This window comes from Streptomyces alkaliterrae, from assembly GCF_007097205.2.
GTDB lineage: Bacteria > Actinomycetota > Actinomycetes > Streptomycetales > Streptomycetaceae > Streptomyces > Streptomyces alkaliterrae.
In genome coordinates, this window is the sequence record NZ_VJYK02000127.1 from 1 (window position 1) to 14,997 (window position 14,997).

Below are 14,997 nucleotides of genomic sequence, written 5' to 3' on the forward strand. Positions count from 1 at the left end.
GGGCGCGGGGGAGCGCGTTCCGTGGGCGGGAAGGCGGAAGGCGGAGGCCATGGCGGTCAGAGGTGGGCGAGGACGTTGACGACGTTGCCGTCGTGGTCCCGGTAGAAGAAGCGCCGTACGCCCCACTCCTCGTCGGCGGGCCCGTAGACGATCTCCAGCCCGGCGGCACGGGCCCCCGCCAGGGCCGCGTCGAGGTCCGCCACCTCGATGGAGGCCACCGGGTTCACCGGCCCGGTGGGGTCCTTGGTGATCAGGCTGACCTGCACGGAGTGGTCCGTGGGCGGAGCGAGGGTGGCGATCCAGCCGTGATTCATGATCACTTCCATTCCGGTGACCCGGATGTGGGTCTCCACTGCGGAATCGAGATCGCTGACCGTGAGCAGGGGCATCGCGCGGAGTGCAGACATGTGCGTCAGCGTAGCCAGCGCGCAGCGCGGACCGGGGGGCCTTTCCGCCCTCTTTCACCCCCGTGTCGCGGGCCCTTCGGGGGCCGTACGTTCTCCTCGCATCGGCCTTCCCGCGTGAGCGCGCGGGCCGGACCGCCAACCCCAGAGGAGGACTGACGTGGGACTCGTCACCGCGACCGGTACGGCCATCCCGGAATCCAGGCTCGCGGAGCTGGGTGAGGCGGTCAGGGGCCGGATCATCACCGCGAAGGACGCCGACTACGACGAGCGCAAGCAGATCTGGAACGGCTACTTCCAGAAGAGCCCCGGGGCGATCGTCCAGGTGGACGGAGCCTCGGACGTCGTCAAGGTCGTCAACTTCGCGCGGGAGAACGACATCGAGCTGGCGGTCAAGGGCGGCGGCCACTGCTTCGCCGGGACCGGCACCATCGAGGGCGGACTGCTGCTCGACACCTCCCGGCTGCGCGGTATCCGGGTGGACCCCGCCAAGCGGCGCCTGGTCGTCCAGCCCGGACTCGAACAGGGCGACGTCGACGCCGAGACCACCAGCTTCGGTCTGGCCGTCACCGGCTCCCAGGAGTCCTACATCGGCATCGGCGGACTCACCCTCGGCGGCGGCCTCGGCTGGCTCGCCCGCTACCGCGGTCTGCTCGTGGACAACCTGGTCTCCGCGGACATCGTGCTGGCCAGCGGCGAGTTGGTGACCACCACCGCGCAGGACCACCCCGACCTGTTCTGGGCGATCCGCGGCGGCGGCGGCAACTACGGTGTGGCCACCCGCTTCGAGTTCGACCTCCACCCGCAGGGCGACTGCATGGCGGGCCTGCTCGCCTTCCCCATCGACCAGACGGTGGACGTGGCCCGGCGGCTCGACGAGTTCAACCGGACCGCCCCCGACGAGCTGACCACCTCCTTCGCCTTCCTCACCGCGCCGGGCGGCGCACCGGCGATCGGCCTGGGCTTCGTGCACGCGGCCCCCGACGACTCCACCGAGGAACTGATCGGCCAGATGCGCGGGCTGGGCACCGGCGCGCTCCTCGACCACTGCGGCCCGATGCCCTACGTGGCCGTTCAGCGGATGCTCGACGAGAACACCGTCGCCGGCCACCGGTACTACCCGCGCTCGTTCCTGCTGCCCGAACTGCGCGACGAGCCGCTGCAGATCCTGGCCGACGGCTTTGTCAACGCCCCCTCCGAACGGAGCCTGGTCGGCGGCGGCCTGATGGGCGGTGTGATGTCGAACGTGCCGGCGTCGGAGACCCCCTTCCTGCACCGTGAGGGCTACCTGACGAGCATCCTCACCTCCTGGACCGACCCGGCCAAGGACGAGGAGGCCGTCGAGTGGACCGAGAAGGTGTACTCCGAACTCCTGCCGTACACCACCGGCGCGGTCTACGCCAACCACCTGGGCGCGGACGCCGCCGAACGCATCGAGGACGCCTACGGGTCCAACTTCGAGCGGCTGACCCGGATCAAGGCCGTCTACGACCCCGAGAACTTCTTCCACACGAACAACAACATCAAGCCCGCGAGCTGAGGCCGGGTGCCCGCCCGCGACCCGCGGACGGGCACCCGCCGCTCGGCTGCGGGAGCGACCGCAACTCCGCGCGAGGCGCCCGGACTCCTCCACGAGCCCGGGCGCCTCGCGCGCGGGGGTCCGCTCAGCGGACCCGCCGGATGACGCTGACACCCTCGCGCACGGTGAGCACGCTCTGCCGCACCCGCGGGTCGGCGGCGACGTGCGCGTTGAAGGCGCGCATGGCGACCGTGTCGGGCTGCTGGTCCCGCTCGTTGGCGACGCCGCCGAACTGGAGGACGTTGTCGGCCAGGATCAGCCCGTGCGGGGACAGTTTCGGCAGCACCGCCTCGTAGTAGTCGACGTAGCCGGTCTTGTCGGCGTCGACGAAGACCAGGTCGAAGGGGCCGGGAAGGCCCTCCAGCGACGACAGGGCCGGGCCCTCCCAGAGGTGGATGCGGTCGGCCCAGGGCGAGGCCCCGAAGTGCTTCCGCGCGATCGAGGCGTGCAGCGGGCTCAGTTCGCAGGTGTGGAGCTCGGCGTCCGCCGGCATCGCCTGTGCCATGCAGAGCGCGGAGTAGCCGGTGAAGGTGCCGATCTCCAGGATGCGGCGGGGCCGGAGGGCGAAGACCAGGGAGGCCAGGAACTCCCCCTCCAGACTCCCCACCATCATGGCCGGCAGGTCGGTCCCGGCCTCGGTGTCGGCGACCAGGGCGGCCAGCCAGGTGGGCGCGGGAGACGAGGCCTCCTCGGCGTACTTCTCCACGACGGGTCGTACGATCATCCTCGGTTCCTTCCCGCGGTGTCGGCGTGGGAGTGTTGGGAGCGGCCGTGCAGCCGCCGGGCCAGCCAGTGCGTGAACTCGGCCCGCGCGGTGCCGCGCAGGTAGAAGTGGCCGCCGGGGAAGCGGACCAGTTCGGTGTGCGCCGAGGTCACTTCCGCCCAGGCCGCCGCGTCCGCCGTGTCGACCTCGGGGTCCTCGGTGCCGTAGCAGACGCTCACCGGCACCGAGAGGTGGCGGCCGGGCTCCGGACGGTAGGTGCCCACTAGCCGGTAGTCCGCCCGGAGCACCGGCAGCGTCATCTCGCGGACGCCCGGAATCTGGAGCAACTGCGGATCTGTGCCGCCGAGTTGGCACACGTCCGCCCACAAGCGTTCGTCGTCCAGGTGTTTGTCGTCCGGTCGCTGCCGGGACGGGCCGGGGCGCCCGGAGACGACCAGCCGCTCCGGGACCGCCTCGCCCGCCCTGCCGAGCAGCCGGGTGACCTCGTGCGCGACGGAGGCGCCCATGCTGTGCCCGAAGAACCACACGGGCTTGTCGTCGAGCTCGGTCAGCGCCTCGGCCAGCGGCTCGACGAGGCCGGGCATGTCGGTGCGGCAGGGGTCGCCGATGCGGTCCTCCCGGCCGGGGTACTGCACCACCACACCCTCGACGCCGTCGGGCAGTTCGCGGACCAGCGGGCGGTAGAAGCTCGCGGACCCGCCGCCGTGCGGGAAGAACACGACGCGCCGCCCGGCCCCCGGCCGGGGGAAGTAGCGGCGCAGCCAGGGGTTCGGGGGCTCGCTGCTCATGCTCCGACCTCCGACAGGTCCGCGGCGGAGAGGAGCTCCGGCGCCTTCGGGTGGTGCAGCCGCACCGGCCCGCACGCCTCGGTCACGCGCATCGCCAGCCTCGCCAGCGCGACGTGGTACTGCACGTGCCCCCGGCTGTCGGCGCCCGCCCGGACGTCGTCCCAGGTCGCGCCGATGGCCCGCGCCGTGGCCCGCGGCCACAGTTCGCGCAGCACCTCGGTGTACGAGGCGCCTTCCGCCGGCCCCAGATGCTGCACGCTCGGCACCTTCAGGTGCGGGGCGGCGGAGTCGCCCAAGCGGACCAGCTCCTTCATGTCGCCGGGCATGTGCGGGCGCATGCTCCACTCCACCGGGCCGTGCGTGTTGACCAGGGTGAGGTGCCCGCCGTCCGTGCCCAGGGTGACGCGGTGGAAGAGGTGGCTGTAGTTGTCCGGGTCGGAGGGCACCAGCTCGTTCTGCAGCCGGAAGGACATCGGGACACCGGCGAAACGGCCGGTGAGACTCCGGTACGGCGCCTCGTCCGCCGTCGCGAGTGCCGCGTCGACGCCGTGCGGGCGGATCGCCCCCAGCGCCTGGCCCAGGATGTCGAAGACCGTGTAGAGCACCTGGAAGGCGCAGGTCACATCGAGGAAGAGCGGCCGCTGCCGGGCCACCAGGTCGCGGGCCACGCCGATGAAGCGGCGCACCGGCTCCACGTGCGGATAGTGGGTGTTCAGGCGGAACACCACACCGGCCTCGGTGGCGGCGCGCAGGCACGCCACCAGTTCGTCGGGGTGCAGCGGATGCTCCTGCAGCACGTGCACGCCGCGGCGCATCAGCGCCTGGGAAAGCGCCGGACCGGGGCCGCCGTTCATCACCCCGCCGACGACCACGCAGGCCAGGTCGACGTCGTCGGGCACCTCGTCGACGGTGGACCACAGCGGTACGCCGTAGTGCTCGGCGCAGGCGCGGCTGCGGGCGCTGCCGGACGCGAGGATGCCGGCCAGCTCGAAGTCGAAGTCCGCCCGCTCGAAGGCCGCCAGGTAGGCGCGGCCGAAGCCGGTACCGGCCACCAGGACGCGTGGGCGGGTCACAGTTCGCCCTCCTCCATGGCACGGACCGCGAGGATCGGGCGGTCGACGACGTCGAGCAGCTCGACCGCGGGCTCGGCCCGCAGGGCGGCGAGCACCGTCCCGGCGTCGAGCACGTCGGAGCCGTAACACACCCCCGGGGCGGCCCTTCCGTCCAGCACCGCCAGCACGGCCAGCGCACTGGCCAGGCCGGTCAGGGCGTACGTGTCGCCGGCGCGCAGAGCCAGGCTGCGGGTCGCCGGCCGCCCCGCGTCGTCGGTGCCGGTCACCTCGAAGAGCATCAGCTGGAACGGGTCCCTGCCGAACAGGTCGAGCGCCGCGGCGCGGGTGAGCTCCTCGGCCGCCTCGGCGAGCCCGGACTCGCCGCGCATCGCCCCCTGGAGCCGACTGAGGCAGTTCATCATGTGCGCGCCGCCGTCGAAGACGTTGTACCAGTCGATCTCCGTGAGCCCCGTGACCTCGGGGAGCCGCGCGGACTCGAAACTCAGGTAGGGGTAGACGTCCACCCGGTTGTCCGCGTAGGGCAGTTCGACGCCGGTCCGCGGCTCCAGCTCGCGCTCCACGCGGATGCCGCCCCTGACCGCCCCGCGCGCCTCCCCGTAGGCACCGCCCATGGAGAGCAGGTAGTCGGCGGCGCCGGCCGGGGTGAGCCGGTCCATCGTGCCCACGTAGGCGGTGAGCCGCCGCGGGTCGCTCATGGTGGAGCACAGATGGCGGGGGAGCAGGCCGGTCAGCCCCGGTTGCATGCCGGCGGTGATGACGGCCGTCCTGTCGAAGGTGCCCGGCCGGGTGAGGGCCTCCAGGAGCGGTAGGTCGCCGCCCGGGTCGACGTAGTCGGCGCCGGCCGCCGCCGCGGCCCAGGCCACCCGGTCCAGCACCTGGTAGGACGGGCCCGCGCAGTTGAGGACGACGCGCGCACCGCGGCAGAACGCCGCCAGCGACCGCCCGTCGTACAGGTCGACCTCGACCGCCTCGCCGCGCAGGCCGGACTCTGCCAGCAGGGTCTTCGCCCGCGTCCGGTCGCGCCCGCCGAGCCGCACGACGGCGTCCGGAAGGCGCTCGGCGATCGCCCGTACGGCGGCCGCGCCGACGGCGCCGTAGGCGCCGACGACCGCGACCGAAGGGGTGCTGTGCTCGCTCACGCGTTCTCCTCCTCGGGCAGGCCGATCACATCGGAGGTGACCAGCTCACGGCAGGTGAAGTGGTCGCCGGGCACTGTCCGCCGCCGGATTCCGCCCACACAGACCGACTCCCAGAGCGCGGTCATGTCGGCGGCCATGTCGGGCCAGACCGGGGACTCCTCCTCGTGCACCAGCAGCCGGGTCTCCCCGGTGTAGACACCGAGGTCGTGGGCGGCGACGCAGGCCGCCAACGCCCTTCCCCCGGCGAGGCGTCCGGCGAGCTCGTCCGCCCCGACGCCCAGTGCCCCGGCGAGCCCGGCCAGCCGCTCCTGGCGCGAGCGCGCGCCGAGCGCGGCCGCCGTCTCGCCCACCGCCCGCAGCTCCGGCCCGCCGTCCGCCAGCGCGGCCAGCGCGCCAGGCGGGATGTCGCCGGCGGGCGCGAGTTCGGCGAGCGCCGCCCCGAGCGCGGTGGCGTCCGGGTAGCCCAGGGCGGCCGGATCCTGCCCGCGGTCCAGGCAGAGCAGCGCCTCTTCGAGGACGTCGTCGCGGACCGTGGCGGGCAGCGGGTAGCTGCTCAGGACGGTAAGTCCGCACACCGGGGCGGCCAGCTCGACCAACTGCTGGGCGACGGCGAGCGCCAGCACGCCCCCGATGTGCGCCCCGACCAGGTGGAACGGCCCCGGGCTCAGCGCCCGTACCTTCGCCACGATCTCCTGCGCCACGTCGTCCAGGTCCTGCCCCTCGCCCACCCGCACCGGCGGCACCACTATCACCGGGTCGAGCGCCCCGAGGTCCGCCGCGAGCCGCTGCGCGTCGCCGCCCAGGCCGTCGCCGACGAGGACGTGCACCGGATTGCCGAGGGCGTCCGCCGCCCCGGCCAGCACGAGTTCGTCGCCGGCCCCGCTCTGCTCGGGCGCGTCCTGCCCCTGCTGGAGGAAGGCGGACAGCTCGCGCACGGACGCGCCGCCCAGCAACTCGCGCAGCAACTCGTCGAAGAAGACCTCGCCCGCGGCCGGCACCCGCTCGCGCAGCGCCGTGACGAGCTGGGCGGCGAGCAGCGAGTCCCCGCCCAGGGCGTAGAAGTTGGTTTCGAGCGCGACCTCCGACTCGCGCAGCACCTCCGCGTACACCTCGGCGACGCTCGACTCCAGTCCGCCGGCCGCGCGCGGGCCCTCCCCGGCGGCCGTGGTCCCCGTCGTACGGTGCTGCTCGGCCCACTCGGCCAGGGTGGCGCGGTCGACCTTGCCGTTGTCGGTCAGCGGCAGCGCGTCCAGCACCTCGACGCGCGAGGGGATCATCTCCGCCGGGAGCCGCTCGGCGAGCCGCCGGGTGAGATCCTCGGCGTCGACCGGTTCGCGGTCGGTCTTGAAGCGGGCCGCGAAGACGTGCATCCCGATGCGGGCCAGCTCGTCCTCCGGCGCCGGGACGCACAGCTCGAGCTCGGCCCCGGCCTCGGACAGCAGGTCGCACCACTGGCGGCGGCCGATGAAGGTCTGGTCCCTGCCGTGGCGCACGTCCTGGAAGTCCCCGGCGGTGGCGTCGAAGAGGAACTCCATCGAGGTGAGGATCTGGTAGTTGTCGCGGGTCGTCTCGATGAAGACCAGCCACCCGCCCGGCACCAGCGCCTCGCGCATCCGGCGGAGGACCGCGCGGGCGTCCTTCGCGTAGTGCATCACGTTGCCGCACAGGATCACGTCCACCGAGTTCGGCCTGACGCCCTGCTCGCGGAACGGCTCGTTGAAGTCGAACAGCGCGTAGTCGACCCAGGGGCGGTCGGCGAACCGCTCACCGGCCTTGTTCAGGAAGAACTGCGACACGTCGCTGAAGGTGTAGCGGACGTTCTCGCCGTCCAGCGCGGGAATGGTGTCGACGCTGGTGCCGCCGACGCCCGCCCCGACCTCCAGCACCCGCAGCGGCCGGCCCGAGGCGTTGCGCCGGGCCACGCCCAGCACGGTGCTGGTGGCCAGCCGGTTGAGGTAGCGGGAGAGGAAGCCCTCCATGTAGGCGGCCTCGTGGATGCTCAGGTCGCCCTCGGGGAAGAGCATCCGCAGCGGGTCCCGCTCGTCGCGCATCAGCTCCGGCAGGTGGGCGGCGGCGAGCTTGAAGTAGTCCACCAGCTCGGGGCGGTCGTTGGCTTCCGGCAGCAGCCGGTCGACCTCGGCCCACGCCTGCTCGACGTCCTCGGGGGAGACCAGGCGCGGACAGCCGAAGGTGCCGTCCTCGGCCCTGTCCAGGTAGCCGTTCTCCACGCAGGCGGCCAGCCAGCGGCGCACCAGCCGCTCGTGCTTGGGCGCCACTCCGGCCAGCCGCATGATCTCGGAGGTGCTGTGGCGCGTCGCGGTGTCCGGCCACACGCCCTCCCGGCGCAGGACGTCGACCATGCGGCGCAGCGCCGCGTCGTCGAGTACGGCCGCGAACTCCACCACCTTCGCGACGTCCACCCCGTCGCGGACCTCGTCGGCGGCCGCGAGCACCTCGGGCCGCAGGGTCGGGTCCACGGCGTGGTCGGCCGGGTCGGCCGGCGCGGGCGAGACGAAGGCGACCAGCCTGCGGTCGTTGCGCTCGCCCTGCGTGGTCGCCGCCACCGCGTCGACCTGCGGATCGGCGGCCAGGGCGGACTCCACCTCGGCGAGTTCGACGCGGTGGCCGCGGATCTTGACCTGCCGGTCGTCGCGGCCGATGAACTCCAGGGTGCCGTCGGGCAGATAGCGGGCGAGGTCGCCGGTGCGGTAGACCCGCTCGCCGTCCGGCAGCTCGAAGAAGGCGGCCGCGGTCTTCTCCGGGTCGCCGAGGTAGCCCGTGGCGAGGCCGGCCCCGGCGATGTACAGGTCGCCCACGACGAGGTCGGGGCAGGGCCGCAGGAACGCGTCGAGCACGTGGAAGCGCTGGTTCTCCAGCGGAGTGCCGTACGGGATGCTCGGGGCCGTGGGGTCGACCTCGCCGATCGGGTGGACGATCGACCAGATCGACGCCTCGGTGGCGCCGCCGAGGCTGTACAGCTCCACCCGGGGAAGGCGTGCGCGCACGGCGTCGGGGAGCGTGACGGGTATCCAGTCGCCCGACATCATGCCCAGCCGGACACTCCCCAGCTCGCGGACGTCGCCGCGCAGGTACTCCTCCAGCAGCATCATCTGGGCCGGCACCGTGTTGAGCACGGTCACGCCGTGCGCGCTGATCAGCTCGGCCCAGTGCGAGGGATCGCCGCGCCGCTCCGGGTCCGGAAGCACCAGGGTGCCGCCCCGGCCGAGGACCCCGAAGACGTCGAAGACCGAGAGGTCGAAGCCCAGGCTCGACAGGCCCAGCGCGACGTCGTGCGCGCCGACGCCGAACCTCCGGCAGACGTCGTCCAGGGTGTTCACCGCCGCACGGTGGCTGATCTCCACTCCCTTGGGCTCGCCGGTGGAGCCCGAGGTGAAGATGACGTACGCGGAGTCGTCCGGGGCGACCGGCGCGGCCTCGGCGGCCTCGGCGGGCAGTGTGGGCAGCCGGTCCACGTCGATGCGGCCGAGGTCCGCGGGCAGTTCGCCGCCGACCGTGCTGTGCGCGACCACCAGGCCGATCCCGGCGGATTCGATGATCTTGTTGCGCCTGGCGTCTGGCTGGCCGGCCTCGACGGGAACGTAGGTGCCGCCGGCCAGCAGCACCCCGAGCGCCCCGGCGATCTGCTCCCAGCCCTTGTCCAGTACGACCGCGACGCGCTGGTGCGGCTTGTGGCCCTGCGCGGCGAGCGCCGCGGCGACCGCGGCGGCCCGACCGGTCAGTGTGGCGTAGTCGACGCTGCCGCGGTGGTCGACGACCGCCGTCGCGTCCGGGCGCCGGCGCGACTCGTCGAGCAGCGCCCGGTGCAGCAGCGCGTCGCTGAGCGGCCGGGCGGTGTTGTTGGCCGCCGCCCGCTGCCGCGCCTGGTGTTCGGGCAGCGCGAGCGGGTCGCCGTCCCACGCGTCGTCCTCGTCGGCGAGCCGGTGCAGCAGGTCGCGGTACGCGGCGAACATGTCGTCGAGCACCGGGCCGGGTACCGTGCCGTCCCGCACGTCCCAGTTGACGAGCAGCGACCCGCCGGCCTCCATGGCCTGGCAGTCCACCCAGACCTGCGGCGTCTGGCTGATGCCGTTGCGGATCTCGGACCGCATCAGGCCCTGCGGGGCGAGGCCGTCGGAGAGCCCGATGGCGCTGGTGAACACCACCGGCATCATCGAACCCTGCTGGCCCCGCCGGCGGGTGAGTTCGCGCAGCACCTCCACACCCGAGAACAGCCGGTGGTCGAGGTCCTGGAAGAGCTGTTCGCCCGCCCTGCGGGCGCGTTCGGCGAAGGTGCCGGCGCAGCCGCCGTCGACGGCCAGCAGCTCGACGGAGGTGAAGTCGCCCACGATGTCGCCCACGTCCGGGTGCAGCGGCAGCCGGCTGAGCACCGTCACGTCGAGGGTGAACCGGGGATTGCGGCTCCAACGGCCGATCACCTCGGCGTACGCGGCCATCACGGCCGTCGAGGCGGAGACCCGCTGCTCCCCGGCGCGGGCCTTGAGCGCCGACCACCGTACGGGGTCCAGCCGAAGCTCGCGGCGGGTGAAGCCGGCCGGGCCCTGCCGGCTGGGCCGGTCGACCAACGGCAGTTCGGGAGCCGGCGGCAGACTGTCCAGGCGCGCCGTCCAGTAGTCCCGGTCGCGCTCGTAGGCCGGGCCCTGCCGCACCGCGCGCTCCGCCCGCAGATAGTCGCGGAACGAGATCGCGGGGGCCGGGAGAGCGGCGTCGGGGTCCTCGTAGAAGGTGCCGAACTCGTCCAGCAGCCGGTAGATGCTCACGTAGTCGGCGATCAGGAAGTCGATGGAGAAGTGCAGCACGGCCCGGTCGGCGAGCTCGGTGACCTCCAGGGAGTACAGCGGGCACACGGTGACGTCCTTGGACTCGGCGGAGAGCCGGCCTCGGACCTCGCGAAGCGCCTCCTCGCCCGCCGCCTCCGGCAGCCCGGTCGCGTCGTGCCAGCCGATGACCGGGGCGGGCGGGTCCTCCAGCACCCTCTGGTAGCCGTCGTAGTCGATGACCACGCGCAGCATGTCGTGCCGGTCGACCACCTGCTGCCAGGCCGTCAGCAGTCGGTCCCGGTCGAGTGCGGGGAACTCCAGCTCGCCGTAGGCGTGGCAGGGCACCGAGCCGTACTCGAAGGCGCCCCGGCGGCCCAGCAGGTAGGCCGACTGGACCTCGGTGAGCGGGAACGGCTCGTGGGCCGAGGCGGGATCGGGCCGCACCTGCCGAGGGCCGCGCTCGCGCAGCGCCCGGAGCACGTCCTCCCGGCAGCCGGCGAGCAGTTCGCGGCGCTCGGGGGTCATCACCCCTTCCGGTCCCCGGAACCGAAGCCTGCCCTCGTCCTCCCACAGGTGCAGGCCGGCCTGTTCGAGTTCGCTGATGATGTCGGCGGCGGTCACAGGACACCTTCTTCCAGTCGGACGGACGCTTCGTGCTGGTGGCTGCCGGAGATCTCGGCGTCGATGACGGCGGCGATCCCGGCGATCGTCGGGTGGTTGAAGAGCTGGCGCAGCGAGAGCTCCACCCCGAAGCGCCTGGAGAACTGCCGGACGACCCGGGTGGCGGTGAGGCTGTCGCCGCCCAGCGCGAAGAAGTTGGCCCCGCGGCCCACCCCGGGAGCCTCCAGCAGCGCGGACCACACCTCGGCCACCGCGCGCTCGGTGTCTCCCCGCGGCCGGTCGTCCGCCGGTGCGCTCTCCGCCGCGTCGCGCAGCCCGTACGCCTGCGCGACGGCGGCGCGGTCCACCTTGCCGTTCGCGTTCAGCGGCAGCCGGTCGACGACGGTGAGGTGTTCGGGGAGCATGTGGGCCGGCAGCTGCCCGGCGAGCGCGTCCATCAGCTCCGCTCCGGTCGGCGCGGGGCCCGCGCCCCGCTCCGGGGTGACGACCGCGGCCAGGCGGCGCACCCCGGCACTGCTGTCGACCCACGCCACCGCGCCCGCGACGCCGGGCAACTCGCGCAGCCTGGTCTCGATCTCGCCGAGTTCGATCCGGTGCCCGCGCACCTTCACCTGGTGGTCGCGCCGACCCAGGAACTCCAGGACCCCCGAGGGGTGGTAACGGCCCAGGTCTCCGGTGCGGTACCACCTCTCGCCCCCGGCCGTCACGAAGGAGGCCGCGGTGCGGTCGGGGTCCCCGCGGTAGCCGAGCGCCACACCGGCGCCCCCGATCCACAGCTCGCCTGGCACGAAGTCGGGCCGGTCCCGGCCGTGCGCGTCGACCACGCGGAAGCGCTGGTTGGCCAGCGGGCGCCCGTACGGGATCGACACCCACGCGGGGTCGACGGCCGGCACCTCGTGGGCGTTCGACCAGATCGAGGCCTCGGTGGCGCCGCCCATGGCAACGAGCAGCGCGTCCGGGGCGGCCGCCCGGAGCCGGTCGGGAAGATCCAGCCCGACCCAGTCGCCGGAGACGATCGCCACCCGCAGCCGGGGCAGGCGAGTGTCCGACTCGCAGGCCACCAGCAGCATGTCGAGCAGGGTGGGCACCGTGTTCCAGACGGTGACCCCGTGCTCGGCGGCGAGAGAGGCCCACACGGCCGCCTCCCGCCGGACGTCCTCGGTGAGCGTCACCACGGTGCCGCCCACCGCGAGCAGCCCGAACAGGTCGTAGACGGACAGGTCGAAGTCGAGAGCCGAGACCTGCAGGACGACGTCGTCGGGCCCCACGCCGTAGCGGGCGTTGACGTCGTCGATGGTGTTGGCGGCGGCCGCGTGGGTGATCTCCACCCCCTTGGGTTCGCCGGTGGAGCCCGAGGTGTAGATGACGTACGCGAGCTGTGCCGGGTCGACCGGCACCGGCTCGGCGACCGGTTCGGCCGCCGACGCCTCGGCCACCGACACCCGTCGCACCGCCTGGTCCCAGTCCCCGCCGGGCTCGGGCCCGTCGGAGACCAGGGCCAGGCGCGCCCCGGCGGACCGCACGATCCGGTTGCGCCGCGCGGCCGGTTGGCCGACCCCGACCGGGACGTACGCGCAGCCCGCGGCCAGCACGCCGAGCACCGCGACCACCTGGTCGGGCCCCTTCGGCAGCGAGACGACCACGGTCTCGCCCGGCCGCGCCCCGCACGAGACCAGGTACCCGGCGACGCCGAGGGCGCGCCCGGCCAGTTCGGCGTAGGTCAGGGCCAGGCCCGACGCAGAGCGCACCGCGACGGCGTCCGGGGTGCGGCGGGCGACGTCCAGGACCGGCTGGTGCAGTGTCCGGGCGGGGCGGGCCGCCGCGGTGTCGTTCACCTCGGCGCGCACCTTCGCCTGCGCGTCGGGAAGGGCGATCGGCGGAGCCGGGCACGACCAGTCGCTGTCGGCGAGCGCGACCAGGAGGCGGCGCATCGCCTCCAGTGCCGCGGTGACGACGCCGGGGCTGAACAGCCCGTCGACGTGGTCCCAGTTGACGGCCAGTCCGCCGCCGCGTTCCACCACCTGGCAGTCCAGGGCCACCTGCGGGCTCTGCGAGAGGCCGCGGCGCAGCTCGCCGAAACCGAACTCGAGATCCTTGAAGTCCGCGCTCACCCCGAGCGTGGAGGTGAACACCACCGGCATCAGCGTCTGGCCGCCCCCGGTGCGCCGGGCGAGCTGCTGCAGCACCCAGGTGGTGGAGACGCCGCGGTGCTCGATGCCCTCCCAGACCTGCCCCTGCAACCGGCGCACGGTGTCGGCCCAGGAGCCCTCGGGACGGCTGTGGTGGCCGAGTAGCAGCAGCGAGGTGAAGTCGCCGACCACCTGGCCCACCTGGGGGTGCACGTCCTGTCGGTCGAAGACCGTCAGGTTGAGGGTCAGGGAGGTCTCGGCGCTCCACGCCGCCAGGACCTCGGCGAAGGCGGCCGCCACGACCGTCGAGGCGGTCAGCCCCTCGTCGGCGGTACGGCGGCGGAGCTTCGTCCAGGTCTCCCGGTCGAGGCGGAACTCGTCGCGTACGAAGCGCGGCCGGTCGACGCGCTCCGGGTCGAGGGCCATCGGCAGCGCCGGTGCCGCGGGCAGGTCCTCGATCGTCCTCAGCCAGTACTCCTCGTCGCGCGCCCTGGCCACGGGGTCGGTCCGCCGGGCGAGCAGGTAGTCGCGGAACGACAGGTCGATCGCCGGGAGTTCCAGGCCGGGATCGGCGTACAGCGCGTTCAGTTCGGTGAAGATGGTCATGATCGACAGCGCGTCGAGCACCACGTAGTCGAAGCCCACGCCGAACACCGTGCGGCCGTCCTCGCGTTGCACGGCGCGCACGTCGAACAGCGGCCAGGAGGTCACGTCGAGGACCTGCTGCGCCATGTCCCCCAGTGCGGCGACCGCCTTCTCGTGGTCGGCCGCGGTGGTGCGGGTGACCGCAAAGCGGTAGTACGGCACGTCCGGCAGGATGCGCTGGCCGCCCTCCCCGTCCAGCACGGCGCGCATCATCTCGTGCCGCCGCACCAGCCGGTTCCAGGCGGCCTCCAGCCGATCCAGGTCGACCCGGTCGCTCTCGAACTCCCAGTACCAGTAGGAGGCGACGCCGCCGAGCGCGAAGTCGGGGTCGCGGCCCAGCCAGTAGGCGCGCTGCACGTCGGTGAGCGGGAAGGGGTCGTACCGGTGTGCCGGGTCGGCCGGGACCGTGTCGGGAGCCCGAGGCCCGACGCGCGTCAGCGTCCCGGCAAAACCGGTCACCGTGGGCCGGGTGAACAGGTCGCCGAGCCTGGCGTCGTATCCCTCCCGGCGCAGGGCGGCGAGCAGGCGGGTGGCCTGCAGACTGTCGCCGCCGATGTGGAAGAAGTTGGTGTCCCGGCCGATCGGCCCGCCACCGAGCAGCTCCGCCCACAGCGCGGCGACCGTCTCCTCCGCCGCGCCGCGCGGGGCCGTGGAAGCGCCGCCGGACGCCCGCTCGTCCAACGCTCCGGCCAGCAGTCGGCCCGCCTCGGCGCGGTCGATCTTGCCGTTGCGGCTCAGCGGCAGCTCGTCGACGGCCACGGCGCAGGCGGGCACCATGTACGCGGGCACCTGCCGGGCCGCGGTGGCCAGTACCTCCTCGGGGTCGACCGAGCCCGGAGCGACCAGGGCGTACAGCGCGCCGCCGTGCCCGGGGACCGGCGCCACCACGGCGTCGCGCACCCCGGGATGCAGGCCCAGCGCCCGCTCGACCTCGCCGAGTTCGACCCGGTAGCCGTTCAGTTTGACCTGGAGGTCGGCGCGGCCGAGGAACTCGATCACGGCCCCGGGCCGGTAGCGGGCCCGGTCGGCGGTCCGGTACCAGCGCCCGCCGTCGACCTCCACGAACTTCTCGGCGGTCAACTCCGGTGCGCCCACGTACCCCCGGGCCACCCCGGCC

8 protein-coding genes are annotated in these 14,997 nt (G+C 73.5%); 1 reads left to right on the plus strand and 7 read right to left on the minus strand.

From position 1 onward, the window contains the following. Window positions 1-56: 56 nt before the first annotated feature. Window positions 57-389 (minus strand): VOC family protein, encoded by a 333-nt coding sequence (locus FNX44_RS13925; protein WP_143648529.1) that lies wholly within the window; start codon window positions 387-389, stop codon window positions 57-59. Between the two features lie 175 nt (window positions 390-564). Here FNX44_RS13925 and FNX44_RS13930 point away from each other — a divergent pair, with 175 nt between their 5' ends. Further along, a complete protein-coding gene (locus FNX44_RS13930) occupies window positions 565-1,944 on the plus strand; it encodes an FAD-binding oxidoreductase (protein ID WP_143648516.1) in 1,380 nt (459 codons plus the stop codon). A 124-nt stretch (window positions 1,945-2,068) separates the two neighbouring features. Here FNX44_RS13930 and FNX44_RS13935 read toward each other — a convergent pair whose 3' ends face one another. The 6 genes from FNX44_RS13935 to FNX44_RS13960 all read right to left on the minus strand — a co-directional run. Then, window positions 2,069-2,707 carry an O-methyltransferase gene (locus FNX44_RS13935; RefSeq protein WP_143648518.1) on the minus strand — a complete coding sequence of 213 codons (639 nt, stop codon included), beginning with the start codon at window positions 2,705-2,707 and terminating at the stop codon, window positions 2,069-2,071. Then, window positions 2,704-3,495 (minus strand): thioesterase II family protein, encoded by a 792-nt coding sequence (locus FNX44_RS13940; RefSeq protein WP_143648520.1) that lies wholly within the window; start codon window positions 3,493-3,495, stop codon window positions 2,704-2,706. The genes FNX44_RS13935 and FNX44_RS13940 overlap by 4 nt, the downstream gene beginning before the upstream one ends. Next, window positions 3,492-4,568 carry a Gfo/Idh/MocA family oxidoreductase gene (locus tag FNX44_RS13945; RefSeq protein WP_143648521.1) on the minus strand — a complete coding sequence of 359 codons (1,077 nt, stop codon included), beginning with the start codon at window positions 4,566-4,568 and terminating at the stop codon, window positions 3,492-3,494. Before FNX44_RS13945 ends, FNX44_RS13940 begins: the two co-directional genes overlap by 4 nt. Next, the gene (locus FNX44_RS13950; RefSeq protein WP_143648523.1) at window positions 4,565-5,707 is read right to left on the minus strand and encodes a saccharopine dehydrogenase NADP-binding domain-containing protein; all 1,143 of its coding nucleotides are present in this window, start codon (window positions 5,705-5,707) and stop codon (window positions 4,565-4,567) included. Before FNX44_RS13950 ends, FNX44_RS13945 begins: the two co-directional genes overlap by 4 nt. Continuing rightward, window positions 5,704-11,106 carry a non-ribosomal peptide synthetase gene (locus FNX44_RS13955; protein WP_143648525.1) on the minus strand — a complete coding sequence of 1,801 codons (5,403 nt, stop codon included), beginning with the start codon at window positions 11,104-11,106 and terminating at the stop codon, window positions 5,704-5,706. The genes FNX44_RS13950 and FNX44_RS13955 overlap by 4 nt, the downstream gene beginning before the upstream one ends. Then, on the minus strand, window positions 11,103-14,997 hold a 3,895-nt coding region (locus FNX44_RS13960; RefSeq protein WP_143648527.1), incomplete at its 5' end, for a non-ribosomal peptide synthetase. The genes FNX44_RS13955 and FNX44_RS13960, both read right to left, overlap by 4 nt.